This window comes from Streptomyces sp. NBC_00029 (genome assembly GCF_045160505.1).
Lineage (GTDB): Bacteria > Actinomycetota > Actinomycetes > Streptomycetales > Streptomycetaceae > Streptomyces.
The window spans coordinates 2,050,368-2,076,349 of record NZ_CP108292.1 but is presented as its reverse complement, the minus strand read 5'-3'; the positions used below and the strand labels follow the sequence as shown (position 1 = coordinate 2,076,349).

The 25,982-nt window shown below is 74.6% G+C and carries 23 protein-coding genes; 9 read left to right on the top strand and 14 right to left on the bottom strand.

The window, feature by feature from the left end:
- Window positions 1-231 precede the first annotated feature (231 nt).
- Window positions 232-1,629 (top strand): HEAT repeat domain-containing protein, encoded by a 1,398-nt coding sequence (locus OG753_RS10000; protein ID WP_327261461.1) that lies wholly within the window; start codon window positions 232-234, stop codon window positions 1,627-1,629.
- A 104-nt stretch (window positions 1,630-1,733) separates the two neighbouring features.
- Here OG753_RS10000 and OG753_RS09995 read toward each other — a convergent pair whose 3' ends face one another.
- The 5 genes from OG753_RS09995 to OG753_RS09975 form a co-directional block, all read right to left on the bottom strand.
- A complete protein-coding gene (locus OG753_RS09995) occupies window positions 1,734-2,804 on the bottom strand; it encodes a hypothetical protein (protein ID WP_405788151.1) in 1,071 nt (356 codons plus the stop codon).
- Window positions 2,801-3,373, bottom strand: a complete 573-nt coding sequence (locus OG753_RS09990) for an RNA polymerase sigma factor (protein ID WP_405788149.1) — start codon at window positions 3,371-3,373, stop codon at window positions 2,801-2,803. Before OG753_RS09990 ends, OG753_RS09995 begins: the two co-directional genes overlap by 4 nt.
- 73 nt (window positions 3,374-3,446) lie before the next feature.
- The gene (locus tag OG753_RS09985; RefSeq protein ID WP_405788147.1) at window positions 3,447-4,334 is read right to left on the bottom strand and encodes a biotin-dependent carboxyltransferase family protein; all 888 of its coding nucleotides are present in this window, start codon (window positions 4,332-4,334) and stop codon (window positions 3,447-3,449) included.
- The gene (locus OG753_RS09980; RefSeq protein ID WP_405788145.1) at window positions 4,327-4,950 is read right to left on the bottom strand and encodes an allophanate hydrolase subunit 1; all 624 of its coding nucleotides are present in this window, start codon (window positions 4,948-4,950) and stop codon (window positions 4,327-4,329) included. The genes OG753_RS09985 and OG753_RS09980 overlap by 8 nt, the downstream gene beginning before the upstream one ends.
- A complete protein-coding gene (locus OG753_RS09975) occupies window positions 4,947-5,741 on the bottom strand; it encodes a 5-oxoprolinase subunit PxpA (RefSeq protein WP_327261456.1) in 795 nt (264 codons plus the stop codon). Before OG753_RS09975 ends, OG753_RS09980 begins: the two co-directional genes overlap by 4 nt.
- Window positions 5,742-5,839: 98 nt before the next feature.
- On the opposite strand from OG753_RS09975, the gene OG753_RS09970 reads away from it, so the two are divergent.
- From OG753_RS09970 to OG753_RS09960, 3 genes are all read left to right on the top strand, one after another.
- Window positions 5,840-7,345 carry a hypothetical protein gene (locus OG753_RS09970; protein ID WP_327261455.1) on the top strand — a complete coding sequence of 502 codons (1,506 nt, stop codon included), beginning with the start codon at window positions 5,840-5,842 and terminating at the stop codon, window positions 7,343-7,345.
- Window positions 7,346-7,565: 220 nt separating this feature from the next.
- Window positions 7,566-8,468 carry a hypothetical protein gene (locus OG753_RS09965; RefSeq protein WP_327261454.1) on the top strand — a complete coding sequence of 301 codons (903 nt, stop codon included), beginning with the start codon at window positions 7,566-7,568 and terminating at the stop codon, window positions 8,466-8,468.
- Between the two features lie 68 nt (window positions 8,469-8,536).
- Window positions 8,537-13,246, top strand: coding sequence for a hypothetical protein (locus tag OG753_RS09960; protein WP_405788142.1), 4,710 nt, complete (start codon window positions 8,537-8,539; stop codon window positions 13,244-13,246).
- Between the two features lie 147 nt (window positions 13,247-13,393).
- Here OG753_RS09960 and OG753_RS09955 read toward each other — a convergent pair whose 3' ends face one another.
- Window positions 13,394-13,825, bottom strand: coding sequence for a hypothetical protein (locus OG753_RS09955; protein WP_327261452.1), 432 nt, complete (start codon window positions 13,823-13,825; stop codon window positions 13,394-13,396).
- A gap of 465 nt (window positions 13,826-14,290) precedes the next feature.
- Between OG753_RS09955 and OG753_RS09950 the strand changes: the two genes are divergently transcribed.
- From OG753_RS09950 to OG753_RS09935, 4 genes are read left to right on the top strand one after another with little or no spacing between them, the layout of a single operon-like run.
- Window positions 14,291-17,119, top strand: a complete 2,829-nt coding sequence (locus OG753_RS09950; protein ID WP_405788140.1) for a nitrate- and nitrite sensing domain-containing protein — start codon at window positions 14,291-14,293, stop codon at window positions 17,117-17,119.
- Window positions 17,116-17,553: a roadblock/LC7 domain-containing protein gene (locus OG753_RS09945; protein WP_030016314.1), complete on the top strand. Its 438-nt coding sequence runs from the start codon at window positions 17,116-17,118 to the stop codon at window positions 17,551-17,553. The genes OG753_RS09950 and OG753_RS09945 overlap by 4 nt, the downstream gene beginning before the upstream one ends.
- Before the next feature lie 43 nt (window positions 17,554-17,596).
- Window positions 17,597-18,040: a DUF742 domain-containing protein gene (locus OG753_RS09940; RefSeq protein ID WP_405792595.1), complete on the top strand. Its 444-nt coding sequence runs from the start codon at window positions 17,597-17,599 to the stop codon at window positions 18,038-18,040.
- Window positions 18,021-18,647, top strand: a complete 627-nt coding sequence (locus tag OG753_RS09935; protein ID WP_030389931.1) for an ATP/GTP-binding protein — start codon at window positions 18,021-18,023, stop codon at window positions 18,645-18,647. Before OG753_RS09940 ends, OG753_RS09935 begins: the two co-directional genes overlap by 20 nt.
- 179 nt (window positions 18,648-18,826) lie before the next feature.
- Here OG753_RS09935 and OG753_RS09930 read toward each other — a convergent pair whose 3' ends face one another.
- The 4 genes from OG753_RS09930 to OG753_RS09915 are packed head-to-tail and all read right to left on the bottom strand — an operon-like array spanning window position 18,827 to window position 21,565.
- Window positions 18,827-20,017 (bottom strand): lipid-transfer protein, encoded by a 1,191-nt coding sequence (locus OG753_RS09930; protein WP_327261449.1) that lies wholly within the window; start codon window positions 20,015-20,017, stop codon window positions 18,827-18,829.
- Window positions 20,014-20,481 carry a Zn-ribbon domain-containing OB-fold protein gene (locus tag OG753_RS09925; protein WP_405788137.1) on the bottom strand — a complete coding sequence of 156 codons (468 nt, stop codon included), beginning with the start codon at window positions 20,479-20,481 and terminating at the stop codon, window positions 20,014-20,016. The genes OG753_RS09930 and OG753_RS09925 overlap by 4 nt, the downstream gene beginning before the upstream one ends.
- 45 nt (window positions 20,482-20,526) lie before the next feature.
- The gene (locus tag OG753_RS09920) at window positions 20,527-20,871 is read right to left on the bottom strand and encodes a DUF962 domain-containing protein (protein ID WP_327261447.1); all 345 of its coding nucleotides are present in this window, start codon (window positions 20,869-20,871) and stop codon (window positions 20,527-20,529) included.
- A 13-nt stretch (window positions 20,872-20,884) separates the two neighbouring features.
- A complete protein-coding gene (locus tag OG753_RS09915; RefSeq protein ID WP_327261446.1) occupies window positions 20,885-21,565 on the bottom strand; it encodes a M15 family metallopeptidase in 681 nt (226 codons plus the stop codon).
- A gap of 29 nt (window positions 21,566-21,594) precedes the next feature.
- Here OG753_RS09915 and OG753_RS09910 point away from each other — a divergent pair, with 29 nt between their 5' ends.
- Window positions 21,595-22,104: an NUDIX domain-containing protein gene (locus tag OG753_RS09910; protein WP_405788135.1), complete on the top strand. Its 510-nt coding sequence runs from the start codon at window positions 21,595-21,597 to the stop codon at window positions 22,102-22,104.
- A gap of 32 nt (window positions 22,105-22,136) precedes the next feature.
- Here the strand turns inward: OG753_RS09910 and OG753_RS09905 are convergent, their stop codons facing one another.
- The 4 genes from OG753_RS09905 to OG753_RS09890 all read right to left on the bottom strand — a co-directional run bounded on the left by OG753_RS09905 (window position 22,137) and on the right by OG753_RS09890 (window position 25,968).
- A complete protein-coding gene (locus OG753_RS09905; protein ID WP_327261444.1) occupies window positions 22,137-22,574 on the bottom strand; it encodes an SRPBCC domain-containing protein in 438 nt (145 codons plus the stop codon).
- Complete coding sequence (locus tag OG753_RS09900; RefSeq protein WP_327261443.1) at window positions 22,567-22,941, bottom strand: metalloregulator ArsR/SmtB family transcription factor; 375 nt, start codon at window positions 22,939-22,941, stop codon at window positions 22,567-22,569. The genes OG753_RS09905 and OG753_RS09900 overlap by 8 nt, the downstream gene beginning before the upstream one ends.
- Entirely contained in the window at window positions 22,938-23,408 is a 471-nt protein-coding gene (locus tag OG753_RS09895) for an SRPBCC domain-containing protein (protein ID WP_405788132.1), read from the bottom strand. Before OG753_RS09895 ends, OG753_RS09900 begins: the two co-directional genes overlap by 4 nt.
- A 205-nt stretch (window positions 23,409-23,613) precedes the next feature.
- The gene (locus OG753_RS09890; protein WP_327261441.1) at window positions 23,614-25,968 is read right to left on the bottom strand and encodes a TIM-barrel domain-containing protein; all 2,355 of its coding nucleotides are present in this window, start codon (window positions 25,966-25,968) and stop codon (window positions 23,614-23,616) included.
- Between the last annotated feature and the right edge of the window lie 14 nt (window positions 25,969-25,982).

Here is a 25,982-nt window from a genome sequence, read left to right as displayed (position 1 = left end):
CATCATGGCGTCGGATTCGATTCGCGAGCACGGGGGACGGGCAGAAGCGGGCAGGACACGAAGGGTGTGCCGGCCCGGCCCGGCCTCCATGGTCACGAAGCACCGACGAGAGTGAGAAGGCAATGGTCTACATCAAGCGGAACATGACGGCGGACGTCCTCACATGCTGTTACGCGGCCCTGTGAATCCCGATTCCCGGTTGCGTCCCCAGCTTGATTTGAGGCCATTCCCATGTTCGAACCAGTCATAGCGCCGAGCGGTACCCTGCTCGGGCTCCTTCAGCGGGGCCGTGGCGACGGCACGCTGCACGCACTCGCGGCACCGAGGGCCCAGGCCCTCGAGGCCCTCAACCAGTGCGTGCTCCGCGATCCGCGCCAGGACTGGCAGGTCGAGAACCGCTCCCTGTACTACGCCCGGCTGTACCTGGACCTCGCCGGTCCGCTGGGCGAGATCGAGGCCCACCTCTTCGGCGCCGACGACCTCGTCGACGAGGAGGACCACCGCACGGGCCTCGCCCTGTCCGTCCTGGGCCACCTGGCCTCGTACGGCCGCGACGACGCGCTCATGCTGCTGCGCCGTTACGCGGCCACCGGGGCGAACTGGGCCTGGGCACTCGACGAGCTCGCCCTGCGCGACGACGACCACGGACTGCGGTCCCTGGCCGCGCCCGTCCTCGCCCGCTTCCCCGCCACGGCGGAGGGCGAGGCGCGGCTGGCCGCCGCCGTCCGCGATGCCTACGAGCCCCGCCCGTGGTGCCTGTGGGAGGAGACCCCCCAGTACGGCGAGCGCCTGCGCGCCGCCCGTCAGCAGGGCTCCTTCGACCGCTGGCAGCGACAGATGACCCCGAGCGGGCCCCGTCCCGGCTGGGGCGTCCAGGCCGTCTTCGACTGGGCCGCCGACGGCCTGCGCCGCGGCACGCCGCTGCACGTCCCCGCAGCCCGCTGCCTGGCCGCCGTGGCCCAGCCCGAGGACCGCTCCGCGATCCTCGCGGCCGCCGCCGGCGCCGACGGCGAGGCCGCCCGGGCCACCGCCCTGCACCACCTGGTCCTCGCCGAGCCGGGCAACCCGGCCGTCCTGGACCTCATCGAGGCCGCCGCCGACGAGCCCGCCGTGGCCGCCTACGAGCGCATGTGCGGCCCCGAGGCCGTCGAACGGGCCCGACGCTGGATCCACCGACCCGACGCCCTGGGAGAGGCCGCCGCGGCCGTCCTGGCCGCCCGCGGCGGAGCCGAGGACGCGGCCCTGGTCCTGGGAGCCCTGCGCTCCACGGTCCGCGGCGCCGGCCCGGACAACCCGCGCCTGTTCGCCCTGGTGGACGGAGCCGGCCGGCTCGCCGTCGGCTGCGCGGCCCCCGTGCTGCGCCACATCTACCGCGAGACGGCCTCCTCCCACCTGCGCGGCCGGGCCGCACGGGCCCTCGCCAGCACCGACCCCACCTTCGCAGCGGGCTTCGCCGTCGAATGCCTGTGGGACTGCGAGGAGACCACCCGCGAGGTGGCCGCCCGCCATGCCGAAACGGCCGACGCCCGCGTGGCGCCCCGGCTGCGCCGCCTGGCCGCCGATCCGGCGGAGGAGGAGGACGTCCAGTCGGCCGTCCGCAGCCGCATCACCCCGGAATCGGCCGTGTAGGACCCCGGGGGCGACGATCCCCGGACCCGGCTGATCCCGCTCCCGCCCGCGCGCGGACGCGCGTCCGCCCCGGCCCTGAGGGGCCGGGGCGGACGAGGCCGGTCCTACCGCGACGACGACGTGCCGGCGGGCGGTGCGGCGGGAATGCCCTGACGCTCCTTGAGCTTGGCCTGCAGATCCGCCTCCAACCTGGCCCGTTCCTCGTCGCTCGGGGAGAAGTCGATCTCGCAGGGCGTGACCTTCGACGTCTCCTTCACGCCGTACCCGACCCTGGCGCCGGGGCTCGACGGCCTGGCCGGCTTCGAGAACACGAGCGTGTACCCCGGAGGAACCGTCTTCGAGTTGATCTTCAAGGTGGAGCCCATCCGTTCCCGGGACAGCTCGGCCTCGCGGTCGGCCTGCGGCCCTCGGTAGCCGCCACCCACATGCGTGCACTCCGACGCGGGCTTCTTCTCGGTCACCGCGACGCTGACCCCCTGCTCCTGGAGGCTCCGCACCACCTCGGACAGTTCGTCGGGCTTGGGCGCGGGGATCTCGATGGTCCTGCCAGGGTCCTTCGGGGGCTCCGAGCGCGCCTTCAGCGCTTCGTCCAGACCCTCGTAGTAGTCGATCGAGCAGGACGGGACCTTGGAGGACTCGATCACGCCGACGCCGATCCCATGATCACCCAGCGGGTGGTAGTCCGCCCACGTGAACGTGAGCGTGTAGCCCGGCGGGACCGTCTTCGCGTTGACCTTGAGGTCGAAGTCGTCATCACCGTGCTGCATGACCTCGGCCTCGGGGCCCGCCTGTGGACCGCGGTAACCGCCGCCGGGCTCGGAACACTGGGACGGGGGCCGCTTCGGGACCAGGGAGACCTGGACCCCCAGCTTCTTCAGCCGGTCCACCAGGGCCGGGATCTGATCGTGCTCGGGCAGCTTGAACCGGAGCGATCCGTCCGGATCCTTCTTGATCTCGGGTGCGGAACTCGGCGCCTCGGCGGGCAGCGAGCCGTTGCGGGTGCTGCCGGGCAGCGCCATGACGGCGACCACACATGCCGTCGCGACGCCCACCGCGAGGGGGATGCCGAACCGCCGGGCGAAGGACCGGGCGGGGGCCGCCGGCGGGACATCCGGGAGGCGGGCCAGGAGCGCGGCCTTCAGCCGGTCCTCGAAGCCGCTGGGCCGGGTGCTCATCGGGCTGCCTCCAACTGGGGTTCGGCGACGGGGTCCGGGCCGCGCAGCGCGCGCCGGGCCCGGTGCAGGCGGACGCGGACCGTCGCCTGGGTGACGCCGAGGGCCTGCGCGGCCTCGGCCGGGGTGAGCTGGTCGATCACGACCAGGTCGAGCGCGGCGCGCAGTGGCTCGGAGAGGGCCGCGTGGCGCTCTGCCAGGTCGCGGAAGGCCCGCTCGGCGTCGATGCGTTCCTCCAGCGCGGCGACGTCCTGCTCGTCGAGGAGGCGGCGCCCGCTCAGCCGGGCCAGTGCTCCGCTCTCGCGGGCCAGCCCCCGGGCGTGCCCCGACAGGATGTTGCGGGCGATGCCGAACAGCCAGGCGACCGGGGCTCCCCTGTGGCCCCGGTAGGTCCCGGCCGATCCCATCGCCGCGAGAAAGATGTCCGCCGTCAGGTCGGCCGCCAGGTGCGGGTCGGCGACCCGGCGGGTGACGAAGCCGAGGACGGCGTCGATGTGCTCCTCGTAGAAGGCCGCGAACCCCTCGGGCGTGGTGAGATCCGGCGGTCCGGTCTCGTGTCGTGGGCTGCGCACCCGGTTCCTCCCCTGCCTCGGGGACCCGGCCGGCCCCCTCACCCGGTACTTGGCCGCAGCCCCCGAAAACGTTTCATCGAGCCCGCACGAACCTGACAGGGATGCCCGGCCGGGCCTGCGCCGCCGCGTCCAGGGCCGGGCCCGGCGGGACCACGCCCACCACCGGGTAGCCGCCCGTCACCGGGTGGTCGGCCAGGAACACCACCGGGAGCCCGTCCGGCGGCACCTGGACCGCGCCCAGCACCATGCCCTCGCTCGGCAGCTCCCCCTGCCGGGCGCGGACCAGCGCGGAACCGGCCTCCGTACGCAGGCCGATGCGGTTGGACCGCGCCGACACCCGGAACTCCGCACGCCACAGCCCGGCCAGGGAGGCCCCGGTGAACCAGTCCGCCCGGGGGCCGAGGCGGAGCGGGAGCAGCAGCTCCGAAGGCGCCCCGGGCAGACTGCAGGCGTCCGCTCCCGGGGCCGGATCCGGGCCCGCGGGGCCCACCGGCAGCAGCATCCCGGCCGACAGCACCTCCGGGCCCAGTCCCGACAGCAGGTCCGTCGAGCGACTGCCCAGGACCGGCGGAACGGCCAGGCCTCCCCGCACCGCGACGTAGCTCCGCAGGCCCGACTCCGCCCGGCCGACCTCCAGCTCCGCCCCGGCCGGGAGCCGGACCGGCGCTCCCCAGGCCACCGGGCGCCCGGAGATCCGTACCGGACAGGGTGCGCCCGTCACCGCCACGGTCGTCGCAACGAGGGCCCGGAGGGCGACCCCGTCCAGGGTCGTCTCCAGCGCAGCCGCGTCCGGGGCGTTCCCGAGCAGCCGGTTGGCCAGCGCGTACGCCGCCGTGTCGAGGGCTCCCGAGCGGGGCACCCCCAGGTGCGCCCGGCCCGGGCGGCCCCGGTCCTGGACCGTGGTCAGCGCCCCCGGCCGCACCACCAGCAGCCCCAGCAGCCCCGGCAGCCCCTCAGCCACGGCCGTCCCCCTCCGCGAACCGGACCCGGACCCCAGGCGCGAAGAGCGCCGCCGGTTCCCGCAGCGGGTCCCAGAGCACCACGTCCGTCGAGCCGATCAGCTGCCAGCCACCGGGGGAGGCGCGCGGATACACCCCCGCGTACTCCCCGGCGAGCGCCAGCGCGCCCGCAGGGACGGCCGTACGGGGCGTGTCCCGCCGCGGGACGTGGAAACGCTCCGCCAGGCCGGTCAGGTAGCCGAAGCCCGGCGCGAAGCCGCAGAAGGCCACCCGGAAGACGGTCGCGCCGACGATCCCCGGGACCTCCCGCGGGGCGACCCCCCACAGCCGGGCCACCTCCGCCAGGTCCGAGCCGTCGTACCGCACCGGGACGGTGACCAGCGGTCCCTCCGTCTCCGCGAGCGGCGGCACCTCCCACCGCGCGATCCGGGCCCCGAGCGCGGCCGGGTCCCGTACGCCGTCCAGCAGTACGGTCCGTGCGGCCGGTACGAGGTCCCGTACGGGACCCAGCTCGCCCGCGTCCCGGCGGCGCAGCAGCTCCGCGTGGAGCGCGGCGACCTCCTGCGCCGAGTCCAGCTCGATCAGCAGCGCCTCACCGCCCACCACCAGCGGCCTCACGCGAACGCCTCCACCCGGACCCCGGCCGCGCCCAGCGCCTCGCGGACCCGGCGGGCGAGTCCGGCCGCCCCCGGGGTGTCCCCGTGCAGGCACAGGGAGCGCGCGGCCACGCGCACCGCGGACCCGTCGGCAGCCGTCACCGCCCGCTCAGCGGCCATCCGCACGGCCCGCTCCACCACCGCGTCCGGGTCGTGCAGCACGGCGCCCGGCTCGCCACGCGGGACCAGCGTCCCGGCAGGCGTGTAGGCACGGTCGGCGAAGGCCTCCGGTACGGGGGCCAGCCCGGCCTCCTCGGCGGCGGCGAGCAGCAGTGACCCGGGCAGACCGAGCACCGGCAGGCCGCCGGTGGCGCCGGACCCGGCCGCCAGCCGGACGCCCGCGACCACGGCGGCGGCCTGGCCGGCGTCGTGCACGGTGCGGTTGTAGAGCGCGCCGTGCGGTTTCACGTAGGACACCCGGGAGCCGGCCGCCCGCGCGAACACCTCCAGCGCCCCGATCTGGTAGGCCACCTCGTCGGCGAGTTCGCCGGGCGGCACGTCCATGGAGCGCCGCCCGAAGCCGGCCAGATCGCGGTAGGACACCTGCGCGCCGATCCGTACGCCCCGCTCCGCGGCCAGCTCGCAGACCCGGCGCATGATGGACGGGTCGCCGGCGTGGAAGCCGCAGGCCACGTTGGCGCTCGTGACGACGGAGAGCAGGGCCTCGTCGTCGGTGAGCGTCCAGCGCCCGAAGCCCTCGCCGAGGTCGGCGTTGAGGTCGATCACGGGATCGGATGCGATCATGGAATCCATGCGCCGAGCGTAGAGCAGCGGGGCGGTACGGCCCCGGGACGATCCGGCCGAACCATGCCGTTTGGGATGTTGTCAGCAACAGGACCTAGTCTTTGTGCGTGACTCTCCCTGCCCCGGCGAAGACCCTTCCGTCCCCGGCGCCGGGCCCGGCCGCCGACGAGGGCCTGGCCCGGCGGCTGCGCGCCCTCGCCTGCACCGCCCCGCTGCACGACCTCGACGTCCGCAAGGCCAATCTGGCCGGCGAGTACGGGGTCTACGCGATGGCGGAGGTCGCGCTCGCCGCGATCGACCTGGTCACACTCAACATGGACTTCGACACGGGCGCCGACCACGAGCAGATAGTGGCCAGGCTGCTGCCGCGCGTCGCGGCCCAGGCCCCGTCCCGCCCGGCGGCCGAGCACGAGCGGGTCGCCCGCTGGGTGCTGGAGAACCTGATCAACGTCGGCAGCGTGGACCGCGGTTTCCGCGCGATCTACGGCACCTTCGGCCCCGACGGCGTCTACGTCCGCCGGGACTACGACTTCAAGCTGATCGAAGAGGTCCTCGGCCACGGCGGTGTGGTCTACCTGCGCACCACGGACGAGGCCGTCAACGTGCTGGTCGGCGCCCTCGACACCGACGTCACCAGCGCCCAGATCGCCGCCGAGGTCAAGCTGGAGGTGCTGATCAGCCGCGGGCGGCTGGCCGACGCCCAGCTCGCCGCCGAGCAGGCCCGCTACCGGACCGTCCAGTACGCCGAGACCCTGCGCCGGACGCTGGACGCGACCCGCCGCAACGTCCGGGCGGTGGACTGGCTCCAGGCCGTGCCCGACATGATCGCCGAGGCCCTGGACCACGTCGCCGACCGCTACCGCCACGAGAACGCGATCCTGACCAACATCCGCAAGGCGCGCGACGAGGCGGAGGAGCCGGAGAACAAGCGCCGCGCGGCCGAACTCGTCGACATCGTCAAGGACTGCATCCGCCGGCACACCCAGCTCCAGTCCCGGCTGCTGGACGCCGGACCGCTGTTCCGTGCCGAACAGGACCGACAGGCGTTCGCGGCCCCCGCGCCCCGCTCCGGCATCGACCTGTACGGGCAGCTCGTCGCCCCGCTCCTGCCGCTTCCCCTGGAGCAGGCGGGCCGGGTCACCGCCGCCTTCTTCGCCTCCGGCGCGGGGCTGCGCACGCCCGTCTCGGTACGCGTGGCGGACCTGGTCGAGATCCTGCTCACGCCGCCCGTGGAGCGCGAGCACCTGGGCGCGGAGATGCCCGAGCCGGACCTCATCGCCACCCCGGACGACAGCCGCTTCAGCGAGGAGCAGCTCGCCGCCGCGAAGGAGCTCCTGGACCTCCCGCACGACGCCCCGCGCAGGCTGTCCGGGCTGCTGGCGGAGGCCCGCCGCAGCGATCCGGACCTGCCGTACCTGGTGGCCCTGCTGGCCGTCCACGCGGCGAGCCCGGCCGTCGGCACGGCCTACCGGCAGGGCGAGGAGCGGCTGCTCTTCGCGGTGGACGACGGCACGCAGCTCGACGACCCCGAGTTCGGAGGCGCCGACCTCATCGTCGGCACCGCGCTCCTGGACGCCGCCGGCATGGCCGCCGACCGCGCGGAGGCGGTGTGAGCGCCGCCGCATCTTCAGCCCCGCCGGCGTTTGAGCAAGGGGCACCTCCCGGCGGTAGCCGGGGGAGGGTCCGGGCGGAGCCCGGTGCCCGGCGGAGCCGGGTTTCCTGGGGCGCCGCCCCGGACCCCGCGCCTCAAACGCCGGCGAGGCCTGAATGCCCGGCGCCACGCAGTGGACCCCGTACCGCCCGAACGACCCGCACCGCCGAGGAGACGTACTCGTGAGCGACCACCACGCCGAGCACCCCGCGTGGAGCGAGCCCGACGCGCCGTCGGCTCCCGCCGTGCCCGCCACCCCCGGGGCCGTCACCCCCGCAGACGCCGCCGACGCGGCCCGGCTCGTCGCGTTCGGGCTGCAGCCCAAGCTGCTCCCCGCCCGGGACGCCGAATACGCGGAACTGCTGCGCCGCTACCGCGAGGACCCCGCCTTCGGGCGCCTCGCCGACGCCGTCGCCACCGGCCTCGGCCTCGTCGTGCTGGAGGTGTCCCCCCGGGCCGGCATGGCCGTGGCCGCCGGCGAGGACTCCGTCTTCGCCGTCCGCATGGGCGACTACGCCCGCCGCACCGCCGCCGACTCCGCCGACCGCTTCCTGCACGGCCTCGCGCACCTCGCCGTGGCCGCCCTCGCCTTCCCGCGCCCCGAGGACCTCGCCGACGACGGCTACATCGGCCGCATCACCGTCAACGGCGTCGACGCCTTCGTCCGGCAGACCTGCCGCCGCCTGGAGGAGCGCGCCGAGGAGCTCGGCGAGAACACCGACCCCGCCTCCGACGCCCCCGGCCTGGAGGCCGCCTGGCGCGTCTACGCCCGCCGCAGCGCGACCGGCGCCACCAAGGACGCCCGCCGCCTCGCGGGCTCCACCACCGGCATCGTCGGCAAGGCGGCCGCCTTCCTCACCGAGTCCGGCTTCCTCCAGCGCACCGGGGACGAGGCCGGCGGCACCTACCGCACCACCCCCCGCTACCAGCTCCAGGTCCGCGACATGGCGGGCAGCGCGGCGATGGCCGAGCTCCTGGAGCTCGGCGTGGTCGCCGTCACCGACGGCTCCGCCACCCTGCTGCCGCCGCCCGAGGGCGACGACCTGGACCTGGCCGCCGACGCCGGGCTCCCGTTCCACTCCTGAGCACCGCGCCCAGAGCCCGGTCCCCGTACCCCCTGCCTCACCCAGACACCCCACGAGAGTCCGCCGCCATGTACGAGCTGTCCCGGATCCGCCTCTACTCCATCGGGCCCGCCGGTGCGCGCTACGCCGACACCGTGCTCGACCTGCGCGGAGTCGGCGAACCGGTGCCCCACCCGGCGCCGGCCCAGGCGGAGTTCTTCGAGGACGAGCCCACCGGACCGCCGCGCCGCCCCGCGCCCGCCGGCGTGCTCTTCCTGGAGAACGGCGGCGGCAAGTCCGTCCTCCTCAAGCTGATCTTCTCGGTGATGCTCCCGGGCCACCGCAACACCCTCGGCGGCGCCAGCTCCGGCGTCCTGCGCAAGTTCCTGCTCGCAGACGACTGCGGACACGTCGCCCTCGAGTGGCAGCACACCCAGACCGGCGAGTGCGTGGTCGTCGGCAAGGTCAGCGAATGGCGCGGCCGCCAGGTCTCCGGCGACCCCCGCAAATTCGCCGAGGCCTGGTACTCCTTCCGCCCCGGACCGGGCCTGAGCCTCGACAGCCTGCCCGTCGCCGAGGCCACCTCCGTACGCCCGCCCGTCGAGGGCGTCTCCGGGGCCCAGGGCCGCCGCCGCACGATGAAGGGCTTCCGCGACGCCCTCACCGAGGCCGGCAAGGCGTACCCGCACCTCGAGGTGTACTTCGAGGAGATCCACGACCGCTGGAACGAGCACCTCACCGAACTGGGCCTCGACCCCGAACTCTTCCGCTACCAGCGCGAGATGAACGCCGACGAGGGCGAGGCGGCCGGCCTCTTCGCGGTCAAGAAGGACTCCGACTTCACCGACCTCCTGCTGCGCGCCGTCACCGACACCCGCGACACGGACGGCCTCGCCGACCTCGTCCACGGCTTCGGCAACAAGCTCGGCCGCCGCGCCGAGCTGATGGCCGAACGGGACTTCACCGCCGGCTCGGTGGACCTGCTCACCCGCATCGTCGAGGCCGCCCAGGCCCGCTCCCGGCTGCGCGACGTCCACGCCGGCGCGGAACGCCGTACGCGCACCCTCGCCCGGAGGCTGTCCGCCCGGGCGGCCGAGGAGCGCGGCCGGGCCGCCGAACTCGCCCAGCAGGTCACCGGCGCCGCCCACCAGGTCACCGCGGCCGAGTCCGCCCGCACCCGCAGCGCCGCCGTCTCCGCCGAACTCGCCTACCGGCACGCCTCGCTGGCCCTGACCGTCGCCGACAAGGCCGCCGCCGCCCAGCGCCGCGAACTCCTCGAAGCCCGCACGCTGCACTCCGCCTGGCAGGCCGCCGAGAACGTACTGCGCCACCGCGCCGCCGCCGACCGCTCCTCCCGGGTCGCCGCCGCGATCCTGGAGGCCGAGCGGGACGCCGCCCCGGCGCTGGCCGCCCGCGCCACGGCGGCCGGCGAGCTCGTCCGGGCCCTGCACACCGCCGCCGAGCACGGCGAGAGCCTCGCCAACGAGGAGGAGGAGCGGTCCGCCGTCCTCCAGGCCACCGGCGAGGCCGCCCACCGCGATGCCACCGCCGCCGCCACGGCCGCCCAGCGGGCCCGCAGCGAGGCCGAGCACCTGCGCTCGCGGCTCGCCGAGGTCCAGCAGGAGACCGCCGAGGCCGTCCGCGCCGGCTGGCTCGACGACACCGCCCCCGACGCCGACCCGGCCCGCGCGGCCCTCGCCGCCACCGACGCAGAGAAGACCGCGGTGGCCGCCTGGGACGAATCCCGGGAAGCCGCCCGGGCCGCCGCCGAGGCCGCCCGCGAGGCCGCAGCCGCGGAATCCCGCGCCGAGCTCACCGCCGCCCGCGCGGCGGACGCCGCCGACGCGGCCGAGGCCGCCCACGACGCGGAGCACCGGGCCGCGGCCTCCCTCGCCACCGCCCCGCGCCTGGCGGAGCTGCTGGGTCTCCCGTCGGTCCCCGACGCCTTCCTCCCGCACCCGCGCGCGGGTGCGCAGGCCGACGCCGCCGTCGGAGCCGCCGCCTCCGGCGCGGCCGGGCGCCCGGCCGCCGCCGGCGCCACGGCCCCCGGCCACACCGGGACCGCCCAGGGCGAGGGCCTGACCGTCGCCGACCTCGACCGGAACGCCGACGACCTGCACACCCTGCTCACGGACGGGGTCGCCGCGGCCGAGCGCCAGCTCTTCGAGCTGCGCACCGCCGCCGCCGACGACGCCCGCATCCTCGGCGCGCTCGGCGACGGCGGCCTTCTGCCGCCCGGCCCCGACGTCCTCGCCACCGTCGAGTACCTCGGCGAGCACGGCATTCCCGCCCTCCCCGGCTGGCGCTACCTCGCCCAGTCCGTGGACCCCGCCGACCACGCCGCCGTCCTCGCCGCCCGCCCCGAACTCGTCGACGGCGTCGTCATCACCGACCCCGACACCCACGGCCGGGCCCGCGAGGTCCTGTCCGGCGCCGCCCTGCTGCCCCGCTCCACCGTCGCCGTCGGTACGGCGGCCGCCCTGCTGGCCCCGCTGCCGGCCGACGCCGACTCCGACTCCGGGGTCTTCCTCGTACCGCCGAACCCGGCCATGCACGACGAGCACGCCGCCGACGAGGAGCGCCAGGCGCTGCGCGCCCGCGCCGGCGCCCGCGACACCGAGATCCGCGACCTCGCCGCCCGCCTCGCCGGTGACCGTGAACTCGCCGCCCGCCTCGCCTCCTGGCGCAACGGCTGCCCGCCCGGCCGCCTCACCGAACTCGCGGAAGCGGCCGCCGCCGCCCGGATGTTCGCCGAGGAGACCGACGCCGAGCTCGCGGAGGCCCGTACCGTACGCGCCGAGGCCGACGAGGCCGCCGCCGACGCGGCCCGTGTCCGCGAGGAGCGCCAGGACACCGCCCAGCGGGCCCGCCGCGCCGCCGACGCCCTCGCCGGGCTCGCCTTCCGGCTCCGCGAGCGTGCCGGCTGGCAGGCCAGGCTCCGTGAACTCGCCGACGACGCGGCCGAGTCCGAGGCCCGCGCCGAGGTGTGCCTGGACCGGGCCCGCGCCGCCGACGAGGACCGCCGCGCCGCCCAGCGGGCCGCCGACGACGCCCGTCGCACCGCCCGCGCCCTGCGCGCCGAACGCGCCGAGATCGCCGGCGCCCCCGACCCGCTGCCCGAGGGCTCCGGCGAGGGCTCCCGTGCGCCACTGCCCGACCTGCGCGAGGCCTACCGGGCCGCCTCCCAGCTCTACGAGAAGGTCGGCGTCGGCGCCGACCTGCGCGCCGAACAGGCCCGCGCCGAGAGCGACGAGAGCGCCGCCCTGGCCGAACTCGACCGCCTCACCAACAAGGTCCGCACCCGGGCCGCCCAGCTTCTCGAAGGCACCGACGGCGCCGACGGCCCCTCCCGCCAGGCCGCGGCCGCCCGCGCCGAGGCCCTCGTACAGATGCTGGAGACCCGCGCGTCCACCGCCAGCGAGCAGCTCGGCCGACTGCGCGGCGAGGCCGAACGGCACGCCCCCGCCGAGGGGGAGGCGCACACCGAACTCCCCGAGGAGCTCGTCCCCGAGGGCGTCGAGCAGGCCCAGGCCCTGCTGCGCACGGCCACCGCCCAGCTCGCGGCCCACAGTGCGGCCGTGGAGAGCGCCCGGGCCGCCCACGCGGACCTGCTGCGCGCCCACCGCACCGCCGAGGACGGCGCCGGCGGCTTCGACGAGACCGCGGCGCTCCTGCGCGACCTGCTGCGCGACCACACCCACCAGGACGACGAGCAGGAGCCGGTGCCCCACCAGGGCACCCTGGAGGAGGCCCGCCAGTCGGCCACCGAGGCCCGCCGCTCCCTGCGCGGCTGCTCGGCCGACCTCTCGGCCGCCGAGTCCGCGGTGCGCGAGGCGAGCGACATCCTGGTCCGGCACGCCAACGCGACCCGCTACGAGCAGGTACGCACCCCCGCGCGCCAGCAGATCCGCGAACTGCCCGCCTCCGCCCTCCCCGAGCACGCGGCGGCCTGGGCGGCGGCCTTCGCGCCCCGGCTGCGCGTCCTCACCGACGAACTGGCGCAGCTGGAGCGCAACCGCGACAGCATCGTCGACCGCCTGCGCGGCCTCGTCGAATCGGCCCTGGCCACGCTCCGCTCGGCGCAGCGCCTCTCGCAGCTCCCGGAGGGGCTCGGAGAATGGTCGGGCCAGGAGTTCCTGCGGATCCGCTTCGAGGAGCCCGACCAGGCCACGCTCACGGAGCGGCTCGGCGAGGTCATCGACGAGGCGACGCGCGCGGCCGTGAAGAAGAACAGCAGCGCCTCCTTCGGCGAGGGCCGCCGGGACGGCATGTCCCTGCTGCTGCGGGGTGTCCAGGCGGCCCTGGAGCCCAAGGGCATCTCGGTGGAGATCCTCAAGCCGGACGCGGTGCTGCGGGCCGAGCGGGTGCCGGTGGGGCAGATGGGCGACGTCTTCTCCGGCGGGCAGCTGCTGACCGCCGCGATCGCGCTGTACTGCACGATGGCGGCGCTGCGCAGCAACGACCGCGGCCGCGACAAGCACCGGCACGCGGGCACGCTGTTCCTCGACAACCCGATCGGCCGCGCGAACGCCACGTACCTGCTGGAGCTCCAGCGGGCCGTCTCCGACGCGCTCGGCGTCCAGCTGCTGTACACGACCGGCCTGTTCGACACCACGGCGCTCGCCGAGTTCCCGCTGGTGATCCGTCTGCGCAACGACGCGGACCTGCGGGCGGGTCTGAAGTACATCAGCGTCGAGGAACACCTGCGTCCGGGTCTGCCGCAGCAGTCCCCGGAGGCGGAGACCATCCACGGCGAGATCACGGCGACCCGCATGTTCCGCCGCAGCGGCGTTTCCTGAGGCACACCCGCACGCATCCGCACGTCCCGGCCGGCCCGGCCGGGACGCACGAGGACACCACCCCGCGCGAGGCCCGGGCACGCCGGCCCGCGCGCCGGCGCCGGGCACGCCACCCCGCGAGCGGCCCCGGGCACGCCGGCGCGCGGATCAGCGCCCTGAGGCCGCCAGAGGGCCGTCCTCGCGGGGTATTCGGCCCTTGGCGGGCTCCCGCGCCACCCTGGCGGCCCGGCGGGCCTCACGACGGCGCCTGCGCGCCGTACTGCTCGGCTCCGACAGGACCCCGTACCGCTGGTTCCACGTCTGCCGGGTGATCCACACGTCCAGCACGCCCCAGGTGGCCACGATGGTCCCCGCGATCGCGCCGAACGCCATCGGGAGGGCCAGCCAGGACCCGGCCAGGGTCAGGAAGAACGTGATCGTGGCCTGCGTCAGCGTCACGGACACGATCAGCACCGCCCGTACCGCCGAGGTCCGCACCGGATCCGGCATCCGCCGCCGCCGGGCCGGCTCCTCGACCCACAGTCCCCGCCCTGCCGTGCCGGTGCTCGCGCCCGCGCGCCCGCCCTCGTCCCTGCTCATGGTCCGCTCACTCCCCACCGCGCGGTCCGCCATGCCCACTCGCCATGCCCACTTGTCGTACCCACTGGTCGTACCCACTCGCCGTGCCTGTTCGTCGCGTCCACTCACCACGTCTACCCACCACGCCGGTTCCGACGTGTCCCCTCGAACAGACAGACGTCCGGAGATGCCGAGAGATTCCCGAATCGCGGATACCCTCCGCGGGCTCGATTGATCGCGGAACGAACAATTCCAGCCATCCATCGGGTTGCAGGAACCGACACCTCACCAAGTGTCATCTGCCACATATCGGGCCGCACTTGACCGGAAGTGTCGGACAACTGGTGATCTTCGCCCCGGTGGCAGGCCGAAAACGTCCGGACACCCCTTCGAAGCTGCTCCGCAGCAGTAGTAGGCTCACGCCGTTTAAATGACGGAACACCGACCCCCGGCAACGGGGTTGACCTGGGGGAGGCTGGGGAGGCCATGCGCTTTCGCGGGAAGTCCATCCGCCGGAAGATCGTGGCGTTGCTCCTTGTGCCGCTCGTCTCCCTGACCGCGCTCTGGAGCTTCGCCACGGTCATCACCGGCCGTGAGGCGATCCAACTCTTCGACGTGGCCTACATCATCGACAAGGTGGGCTACCCGGTCGAGGACGTCGCCCGCGTCATCCAGAAGGAGCGGCGCCAGACCCTCGTCGTCCTCGGCGACCCCCGGGCCGCCACCGCCACGGCCGAACTCACCAAGCGCCGGGCCGAAACCGACGAGGCCGTCGAGAAGATCAGCGTCAGCGCCCGCGACCCCAAGGTCATCGACGAGCTGAGCACGGACAGCGCCCAGCGGCTGCGCTCGATCGTCTCCGCCTTCCAGGGCATCGGCTCCATGCGACGCTCCGTCGACCAGAACGCCCTGGAGCCCACCCAGGCCCTGGAGCTCTACAACCGGCTGGTCGACCCCTGCTACGACTTCCTCATGAACCTCCACGGCCTGGACAACGTGGAGGTGGACAAGGAAGGCCGCGCCCTCGTCGGCATCAGCCGCGCCCGCGAACTGCTCTCCCGCGAGGACGCCGTCATCGCCTCGGCCCTCGCCGCCCGCAACGTCACGGCTTCCGACGTCCGCCACGTGTCGGACTTCGCCGCCAAGCGCACCCTGCTCTACGAGTTCAACCTCGTGACCCTCCCCGCCGAGGACCGCGAGCGCTTCGAGCAGTACTGGAAGGACCCCGAGACCAAGCCCCTGCGCGACGCCGAGGAGCGCTTTATCGCCGGCGGCGCGGTCAACAAGCCGCGCAGCGTCACCGCCGAGCAGTGGGACCAGGCCTCCGCGAAGGTCCTGGACGACCTGGCGGCCATGAACACCGAAGCCGGCAACCGCTACCAGCAGCGCATCGAGCCCGTCGCCATGGACGTCATGGTCCAGGCCGCCGCGGCCGGCATCCTCGGCTTCCTCGCCCTGATCGTGTCCCTGGTCCTCTCCGTACGGATCGGCCGCGACCTGGTCCGCGACCTCTCCCGGCTCCGCAAGGAGGCCCACGAGGCCTCGGGCGTCCGGCTGCCCAGCGTCATGCGCCGCCTCGCCGCGGGCGAGCACGTGGACGTGGAGACCGAGTCGCCCCACCTCGAGTACGAGAAGGACGAGGTCGGCCAGGTCGGCCAGGCCCTCAACACCCTCCAGCGCGCCGCCGTCGAGGCCGCCGTCAAGCAGGCCGACCTGCGCCGCGGCGTCTCCGAGGTGTTCGTCAACCTGGCCCGCCGCAACCAGGTGCTGCTGCACCGCCAGCTGACCCTCCTCGACACCATGGAACGCCGTACCGAGGACACCGAGGAGCTGGCCGACCTCTTCCGCCTCGACCACATGACCACCCGCATGCGCCGGCACGCCGAGGGCCTGGTGATCCTCTCCGGCGCGGCGCCCTCCCGCCAGTGGCGCAAGCCCGTCCAGCTCATGGACGTCGTACGGGCCGCCGTCGCCGAGGTCGAGGACTACGAGCGCATCGAGGTGCGCCGGCTCACGCGTCTGGGCATCGTCGGCCCGGCCGTCGCCGACATCACGCACCTCATCGCCGAACTCCTGGAGAACGCCACGGTGTTCTCGCCGCCGCACACCGCGGTCCAGGTGCACGGCGAGCGCGTCGCCAACGGCTTCACCCTGGAGATCCACGACCGCGGCCTCGGCATGACCCCTGAGGCACTGCTCGACGCGAACCTCCGGCTCGCCGAGACCCCCGAGTTCGAACTCTCCGACACCGACCGTCTCGGCCTGTTCGTCGTCAGCCGCCTCGCACAGCGCCACAACGTCAAGGTCGTCCTCCAGCCCAGCCCGTACGGGGGCACCACCGCGGTGGTCTTCCTCCCCGTGTCCCTGCTGACCGAGGCTCCCGAGACCAACGGATCGGGCGCGCGGTTCGACGGCGCCCGCGCCGCGGTCAAGCCCGGCAGGTCCGACAAGCCGGGCCACTTCGGCAGGGCCGGGTCCGAGCGGCCCACGCCCGCCGCCATGGAGCGCGCGCCCTCCGGCCGCCCGCTGCCCGCCGCCGAACTGCGCGGCCCGGTCGAGCTGGAGGCCCCGCTCGTGGGCGGTGGCCTGGACCGGCTGGACGGCCTCGACGACGCCGCGGTGCTCGACGACGCCCCCACGGCGATCACGAGCCGCAACGGCTCCTCCGCCCGCCCGGTCATGGCGACGCTCGACGACGAGACCCCGCCGAACGGCACCCCGCGCAGCGCCCTGCTGGGCCTGCGCCCGGCGGACCGGCCGCACACCGACCGGCACGCGGAGCGCCACGGCGCCCGCAAGGGCGATCACGACCGCGAGTCGCCCGCCCCCACCGGCCCGGTCCGGCTCGACACCCAGCGCGTGGAGGCCTCACGTGCGGAGGCCGCCCGCTCCCAGGGAGCCGTACCGCTGCCGCGCCGCCGCCCCACACCGACTCTGGTCGCCGAACACGGCCGCCGGGTGGAGCCCCGCCCGGTGTCCGTGGTCCCGCAGCCCGGCCAGGCCGCTGCGCCCGGGGCCGATGCCGGCTCCGGCGGGGCCGCCGCACCCGGCCCCGGCATCGGCGGGCTGCCCCGCCGCGTCCGCCAGGCGAACCTGGCGCCCCAGCTCAAGAACAACCTGTCGGCCGCCCCCGCCGAAGCCGCCCCCGACCAGGTGGCCGACCGCGACGCGGACGACGTACGTACGCGCATGTCCGCACTCCAGCGTGGCTGGACGGCGGGCCGCAACCAGCACGCACAGCAGAAGTCCGAGACCGAGGCGGGCAGCTCCGCCGCCGGCGGTCCCGCGAACGAGAACGAAGGGGACGGTCGATGACCGCACCGCAGACCGGCAACGACACCAGGGGCCGCGGCTCCGGCCCGCTCAACTGGCTCCTCGACGAGCTCGTCGACCGGGTCGGCTCCATCCGCAAGGCGGTGGTCCTGTCCGGCGACGGCCTGCCCACCGGCAGCTCCAAGGACCTGACCCGCGAGGACAGCGAGCACCTGGCGGCGGTCGCCTCCGGCTTCCACAGCCTCGCCAAGGGCGTCGGCCGGCACTTCGACTCCGGCCGGGTGCGCCAGACGGTGGTCGAGCTCGACGAGGCCTTCCTCTTCGTCATGGCCGCGGGCGACGGCAGCTGCCTGGCCGTGCTGGCGGACGCCGATTCAGACGTCGGCCAGGTGGCGTACGAGATGACGCTCATGGTCAAGCGCGTCGGCGACCACCTGGCGACCGCCCCGCGCACCGGGCTGCCAGCCGGAGGGTGAGTCGTAGGGCATGAGCGATTCAGGCCAGGACCACCCCGCCGGCATTCCCGCCGGCTTCCCCGTCGACCCGTCCTACCCCGAGCCGGACCCCGAGCTCGAGCTCGACCCCGACCACGCGCACTGGTTCGACGACGATGCAGGCCCCGTCGTCCGCCCGTACGCCATGACCCGCGGCCGGACCAGCCATGCGGGCCAGCACCGCCTCGACCTGATCGCGCTCGTCGTCGCCGAACCGGCGGCCGACGATCCGGTCTGGGACATGACCCTCTCTCCGGAACACGCCCACATCCTCGGGCTGTGCCGGGGCCGACCGCAGTCGGTCGCCGAACTGGCGGCCGACCTCGACCTCGCGGTCGGGGTCGTCCGCGTCCTGATCGGCGACCTGGTCGACGAGGAACTGGTCCACGTGACCAGGCCGGTACCCCCGGCCGAACTGCCCGATGAATCCATTCTGCGTGAGGTGATCGATGGCCTTCGGGCGCTTTAGCCGCACCGGTGCCATGCACGCGGTGTCGCCGGTCGAACCGCTGACCTTGAAGATCCTGGTCGCGGGCGGCTTCGGGGTGGGCAAAACCACCCTGGTGAGTGCGGTGAGCGAAATCAGACCCCTGCGCACCGAGGAACGGCTCTCCGAGCCGGGCGTCGGTGTCGACGACACCGGGGGAGTGGAGGGCAAGAGCACCACCACCGTGGCCATGGACTTCGGGCGCATCACGCTCCGCGAGGACCTGGTGCTGTACCTGTTCGGCACGCCCGGGCAGGACCGCTTCTGGTTCCTGTGGGACGAGCTGGCGCAGGGTTCGCTCGGCGCCGTCGTCCTCGCGGACACCCGTCGCCTCGCCGACTGCTTCGCCGCCATCGACTACTTCGAACGGCGCGGCATCCCCTTCGTGGTCGCGGTCAACTGCTTCGACGGAGCCGACCGGCACCCGGTGGTGACCGTACGGACGGCACTCGACCTCGATCCCGGGGTGCCGGTGCTGCTGTGCGACGCGCGGGACCGGGAGTCCGTGAAGGACGTGCTGGTGGGGGTCGTGGAACACGCGATGTCCCTGGCGCGCGAGCGGCGCCGGAGCCTCTCGGCGGGAGCCTGACACCATCGGCCCGCGTGCCCGCACCGGGGCCCGGCACGGAGGCGGCCCGTACCCCCGCCGACTGGGGTACGGGCCGCTGCTCTCACGGGGGGTTCCGGGTCCCGGTCGCGGCGCGGGACTGTGGAGCGAGTGTGAACCTGCCGCCGGGGGCCGTCAAGCGTTCGGACAACACCGGCCGTTCAGCGCACGGCGACGACGGCCGAACCGTGCCCGAACAGCCCCTGGTTGGCGGTGATCCCGGCCCGCGCACCGGGAACCTGCCGCTCCCCGGCCGTACCGCGCAACTGCCGGGTCAGCTCACACACCTGCGCGATGGCCTGGGCCGGCACCGCCTCCCCGAAGGAGGCCAGCCCGCCACTGGTGTTGACCGGGATCCGGCCGCCCAGAGCCGTCGCTCCCTCCCGTACGAGCTTCGCCCCCTCGCCCTCGCCGCACAGCCCGATGTCCTCGTACCACTCCAGTTCGAGGGCGGTGGACAGGTCGTAGACCTCGGCCAAGGAGAGGTCGTCCGGGCCGAGCCCCGCCTCCTCGTAGGCGGCGCGAGCGATCGACGACCGGAAGGAACCGGCCGCCGGCGCCACGGCCACCGACGAGTCGGTGGCGATGTCCGGCAGGTCCAGCACCGTCCGCGGATACGTGGGCGTCACCGTCGAGACCGCCCGGATCCGCACGGGATCGGTCACCCCGCGCGCCCGCGCGAAGTCCATGCTGGTGAGCACGAGGGCCGCGCCCCCGTCGGAGGTGGCGCAGATGTCGAGCAGCCGGAGCGGATCGGCGACGACGGCCGAGGCCGCGACCTCCTCGGCGGTGACCTTCTTGCGGTAGCGGGCGTGCGGATTGAGCAGTCCGGCCGCCGCGTTCTTCACCTTGACCTGGGCGAAGTCCTCCAGGGTATCGCCGTACAGGGCCATCCGGCGGCGGGCGTAGAGCGCGAAGTACGCCGGGTTCGTGGCGCCCAGCACGCGGAACCGCAGCCAGTCCGGATCGTCGGGACGGTCGCCGCCCGCCGGTGCGAAGAACCCCTTGGGCGCGGCGTCCGCGCCGACCACGAGGACCACGTCGGCCAGGCCCGCCAGGATCTGCGCGCGGGCCGCCCCGATCGCCTGGGCACCGGACGCGCAGGCCGCGTACACGCTGGTCACCCGCGCGCCCTGCCAGCCGAGGGCCTGGGCGAAGGTGGCGCCGGCCACGTAGCCCGGGTATCCCGAACGCACGGTGTCGGCGCCGACGATCGACTGCACGTCCGTCCAGTCGAGTCCGGCGTCGGCGAGCGCCTCGCGCGCCGCGGCCCGTCCGTACTCGACGAAACTGCGGCCCCATTTGCCCCAGGGGTGCATGCCGGCCCCGAGGACCGCGATGTCGGCGCTCACCCGGTGCCTCCCACGGGCCGGAAGTGCCAGGTGGTCCAGACGGTCCCGGCATCCTCGCCCAGCACGCCCCCGACCACCTCGACCTCCATCCCGACCGCCAGATCGGCGACCCCCACCCCGGGCGCCGCCTGCCCCAGCACCACCATCCCCTCGGCCTCCAGCTCCACCGCGACCAGGGTGTACGGCTCCCAAGGCTCGGCCGGGTCGGACACGTACGGGGCGGGCGGCCGGTAGCGCCCGTCGGTGTAGGACCAGACCCGGCCCCGCGGGGACAGCGGCACCTCGACGAGCTCGCCCCCGCCGCGGCAGTGCGGATTGCGGCAGTACGCGTCCTCGCGGGGGAAGAACACCGCGGTGCAGGCGGAGCACCGGGTGCCGAGCAGCCGGAAGCCGCCGTCCTCGGCGGACCCGGTGAACCACCCGTTCACGACGGGTGTGCGTGTGCGTGCCAAGACCCCTCCCATGCCAGATAGCTGACGGATCGTCAGGAGTCTGTCACGAGAGGGCCCTCAGGGGCACCCGTTCTCGGCGAGCCACTTCCGGGCGATCTCGCCCAGCTCCGCGTCCCGCCCCGCCAGCATCATCCGGATCATCTGCGCGTCCCCGCGCAGCGACCATCCCGGATGGCCGAAGGTGGCGGGATTGTTCCCCTCGATCAGGAAGTGCGCGGGCCAGGCGGTCCCGTACCCGATCAGCGGCAGGGCGGCGAGGTAGCGCCGGCGGCCGCGCGCCAGCCCGTAGGCGGCGACGGCCAGGCCGGTGAGCGTGCCGGTGAGATGGACCCAGCGGGTGGCGGCGCGCGAGTGCATCGCGACGTAGTACGGCCAGAATTCCTCGTACGAGCTGAAAGTCATGCGGGCACGGTACTCACGGCCGGACGGAGGCGACAGCGACGGGGAAGTCGAAATACGTGTCGGGATACGCCTCAGGCCTGTACGTGAAATGCCACCACTCCTCGGGAAGGTTCACGAACCCCTGCTCGCCCAGGACCCGCTTCAGCAACTGCCGGTTGGCGCGGGCGGCGCCCGTGACCCGCGGATCGTCGGTGTGCGAGAGCGGATCGAAGAAGTCGAACGCCGTCCCCATGTCGGCCTCCCGCCCCGTGAGTTCCACCAGGGTCACGTCCAGCGTGCTCCCGCGGCTGTGCCCGGACCTCTCCGCGATGTACCCGTCGGGGATCAGCCGGTCCCGCTCCACGTTCGGGTAGAACTCCGCCTTCGTCGCGCGGTCGCCCGGGCCGTCCTGCGTCCGCGCCCACCGCACGAACCGGTCGACCGCCCGCTGCGGCCGGTAGCAGTCGTACACCCGCAGCGAGCGGCCGCTGCGCAGCAGCCGCCGCTGTGCCCGCCGCAGCGCCTCGGCCGCGGGCCGCGCGAGCAGGCACTCCGGCTCCTCGTACCCGTCCACCACCCCGCCGGTGAAGTTCCGCGCACCCGCGTACCGCATGTCCTGCCCGATGCCCGGATCCACCTCGCGCAGCACCACGAATCCGTCCGGCGCCGCAGCCCCGCCGGCCAGCACCGCGAGCAGTCCCGCAACAGCCGTCATCCGCATACCCCTTGGCATACCATCGCCGGATGCCGGCACACCTGAAGGACTCGCACTGCTCCACCTGCGGAGCGCCGTACTCCACCCCTACGTGGCCCCGCACCTGCGCGGCCTGCGGGGCGACCGCCTACCGCAACCCGCTCCCGGTGGCCGTCACCCTCCTCCCCGTGGAGGACGCGGACGGCACCGGCCTGGTGGTCATCACCCGCACCATCGAACCGGCCCTCGGCGGCGTCGCCCTCCCCGGCGGTTTCATCGACTTCGGCGAGGACTGGCGCGACGCGGTCGTCCGCGAACTCTTCGAGGAGACCGGCATCACCGCCCCGGCCTCGGAAGTGACCCTGGCCGACGCCCTGAGCTCCCCGGCGGGCCACCTCCTCCTCTTCGGCCTCCTCCCGCCCCGCCCGGCCGCCGACCTCCCCGAGTCGAAGCCGACGGACGAGACCACGGGCTGGCACATCCTGCGGACCCCCTCGGTCCTGGCCTTCCCCCTCCACACCCGGGCGGCGGCGTCCTGGTTCGCGGGGAAGTACGCCTGAGGCGGGCGGGCCCGCAGGGCATGCGTCCCCGGTCAGTGCCAGTTGCTGATCTGCACGTCACGCGGATGCGGAGCGCCGGTACCGGTCTCCACCAGGGACTTCAGGCTCATCAGGAAGATCGCCCACTTGGTGCTGCAGTGGCTCATGAACTCGACCGGCTCGCGCCAGCCCGCGTGCGTGAACAGGAGGATCGTCCATTCGCCCTCGCGGGCCAGCTCGAAGTCCACCGTCGTCCCGATCCACTCGGCCGGTCCGTCGGTCACCTCCCACCGCACCCGTGCGTCCGGCTGCAGGTCGAGGACCTTCATGTCGAAGCCGCCGACGTCGCCGAAGCGGAACTCCAGGACGCCGTCGCCGGTGCCGCTCGTGTCGGTCGTCCACCACGCGGCCAGACCCTCGACCGTGGTGAGCGCCTCGTAGACCTTCTCCGGGCTCGCCGTGATTCCCACCCGGTGCAGGATGTCAACCATCTCGTTCTCCTCGCTCCTCGATCGGTGTCTGCTCGTCCTTGGCTCGCTGGACCGCCTCGGCGAGGCTCTTGATGCGCCGCAGCCGGGCGTCCCACATCTCTCCGACGGAGTTCAGCTGCGCCACGGCACGGGCCAGCTGCGCCTCGTCCACCCGGTAACGCTTCTCCCGCCCGGACGGCGCGGACCGGACGAGCCCGACCCGGTCGAGGACGGCCAGGTGTTTGGTCACGGCCTGCCGGGTCACCGGCAGGTGCGCACTGAGGGTCGTCGCGGTCCCCTGGCCCTCGGCCAGCAGGAGGTCGATCATGCGGCGCCGGGTCGGGTCGCCCATCGCGGACCAGAGGTCGTCGTCCACGGCGGTGCTCATCGTGGGGCCGCCAGCCGTTCGGCGCTCGCGGCCAGGCGCGGCAGGTAGAAGTCCCAGCCCTGCCGGTGGTCGTTGTAGTGGGCTTCCAGTACGGCGGCCTCCCAGCCCCGCTCGCGGTAGCCGCTCTCGCGGAAACGGACCGTGGTCCCCTTCTCGTCGGGGACGAGCTCGAAGGTCACCAGCAGGGAGTTGCCCGGTCCCGCGGCCTCCGTTTGTGTTTCGTCGTACGTCCAGCGGAACGAGAACGTCCGCGGTGGGTCGGCCTCCACGACCGTGAACGGCGACGACTCGTGCCGGCCCGTGTCCGGGTCCGTCCAGGTGAGGGTGCCGGTGGCGCCGGCCTCCGGCTCGAACGCGGTCTCGGCGCTCCACCAGTCCCGGATGTGCTCGGGGCTGCTGAGCACCTCGAACACCACCTCGGGCGAGGCTTCGATGTGCAGCTCGCGCTCGATGCTCCCGTACTCCATGACCGCTTCCACCTTTCGCAACCTTCGGTTGCATATCAAGCTAGCCTGCCGCCGAGGAATGTGCAACCGATGGTTGCGTAAGCGGGTGGCGGCCGACCGCGGTCCGGCGGCCGCGGCGCGCCCCACGGCCCGTACCCCCTCCAGGTCCCGCACGGCCCCCGCACGGCTCCAGCCCCCTCCGGCCCCTCCAGCCCCTTCCGGCCCCCTACCCCTGCAACCCCCGTACGGTGACCCCCTCCACCGGGTTCCCCGCCTCGTCCTCCACGACCACCGCGTCCCCCAGCCACCGCACCGTGTACCGCTCCACCTCACCCGCCTCGAAGCCGGGCCCCGGCTCCCGGATCACCACCCCGCCCCCCGTACGCCCGCGCGCCGGGGCCCAGACCTCCAGCTCCACCCCGTCGCCGGAGCCGGACCGGACCGGCAGCAGGGCCCCCGCCCGCGCCAGCACCGGGATCCGGCCCTGCGGGGCGTCCAGCAGGATCTGGCCCGGCCCCTCGTACGCCGCCCCCGTCTCGGTGTCGTACCACCGCCCCCGCGGCAGCCGCACCGCCCGCCGGTCCGCCCCGCACTCCAGCACGGGCGCCACCAGCAGCGCATCGCCCAGCAGGAACGCGTCCTCGCAGTCCCGCAACCGCCGATCCTCCGGCGCCCCCCACCACACCGGCCGCACGTACGGCGCGCCCGTACGCCGCGCCAGATGGGCCAGCGTCACGAAGTACGGCCGCAGCCGCTCCCGTTCCGCCATCACCGCCCCGGCCTGCTCCGCCACCTCCGGCCCGAACTCCCACGGCTCCCGCCGCCCCGCCCAGATCGCCGAATGGGTCCGGAACAGCGGCAGGTAGGCCCCCAGTTGCAGCCACCGCACATACAACTCCGGCGACGGGGAGCCCCCGAACCCGCCGACATCCGGCCCCGAATACGGCACCCCGCACAGCCCGAGCCCCAGAACCAGGGCCAACGAGGCCCGCAACCCCTCCCAGCTGGACTCCACATCCCCCGACCACGTGCCTCCGTACCGCTGCATCCCCGCCCACCCCGACCGCGAGAACAGGAACGGCCGCTCGGCCGGCCGCAGCCGCACCAGTCCCTCCCACCCCGCCCGCGCCATCCCCAGCGCGTACACGTTGTGCCCCTCCCGGTGGTCGCCACCCGCCCCGTCCATCGCGTGCCGCGCCGACCGGGGCAGCGTGTTGTCCCCGAACGGCGCAAAGGACACCGGCTCGTTCATGTCGTGCCAGAAACCCGCGAAGCCCTGCGCGAGCCGCTCCTCATACAGCCCGCCCCACCACTCCCGCACCGCCGGATCCGTGAAGTCCGGGTACGCGCACTCACCGGGCCACACCTCACCGCGGACCTCCCGGCCCCGCGCGTCCCGCACGAAGGCGCCGCCCCTCCCCACCGACAGGCCGGAGGTGTGCACCCCGTCGCCCGCCTTCACCGCCGGGTCCACGATCGACACGAGCCGCACCCCGAGCTCCCGCAACTCCCGCGCCAGCCCCGGCAGATCGGGAAACCGCTGCTCGTCCACCGTGAACACCCGGTGCCCGTCGTAGTGGTCGATGTCCAGGTGTACGGCCGAGAGCGCGAGCCCGTGCGACGCGTACCCCGCGACCACCCGCCGCACCTCCTCCGCGCTCCCGAACCCCCACCGCGCGTGCTGGTACCCCAGCGCCCACTCGGGCGGCACCGCGGCCGCGCCGGTCAGCCCCGACCACCCCTGCAGCACCCGCGCCGGCGTCCCCACCAGCACCCAGCACCGCAGCGGACCGCCCTCCATCCGCAGCTCACTCGCCCCCGGCCGGTCCGCCCCCGACCCCGCGCCCTCCTCACCCTCGCGCAGCACCACCCGGCCGTCCCACGGGTTGTCGTGGAACACCAGATGCGTCCCCGCGTCCGCGACCACCATCTGCACCGGCATCGTCAGGTACAGCGGATCCGTCCCCGGCCCGAAGCCCCCCTTCGGATCCGTGTTCCACAGCCGGTACGCCCCGTCCCGCAGCCGCGGCCCCGCGGCCCGGCCGCCCAGCCCGAAGAACCGCGCGTCCGCCGGCACCTCGCTGCGCAGCAGCCACCGCGCCCCGCCCATCCGCGGATCCACCGGCTCCCACCACCGCGGCGGCGCCTCCCGCCGCAGCACCGTCCCGCCGGGCGTGCGCACCTCCACCGCCCCGTGCCGGGACACCGCCACCGTCACTCGCTCCGACACCACCCGCCAGCCGCCCCCGGTGTCCGGCTCCAGCACGGCCCGCGGATCCGGCTCTGGCCCGCCGCCCACCACCGCGTAGGAGGGCGTCGGCCCGGCCCCGTCCCAGCTCCAGAACACGGCACCGCCCACCATGACCCGTACCAGCAGGTCCGACCGTGCGAACCGCAGTACGCCCCCGCCCTCCCGGGCCTCCGTACCGGTCAGCAGTCCCGGCACGCGCGCCCGCTCCGCGCCCCGGCGCTGGAGCCCCACCGCGTCCGCGCGCCGATGGCGCCATGCCGAGCGCCATGCGCGCCGACCGCGCGCCGAACCCATGTCCTTCACCGCACGCACCAGATCACGACCGTCCATGCCGCTCACCCTGC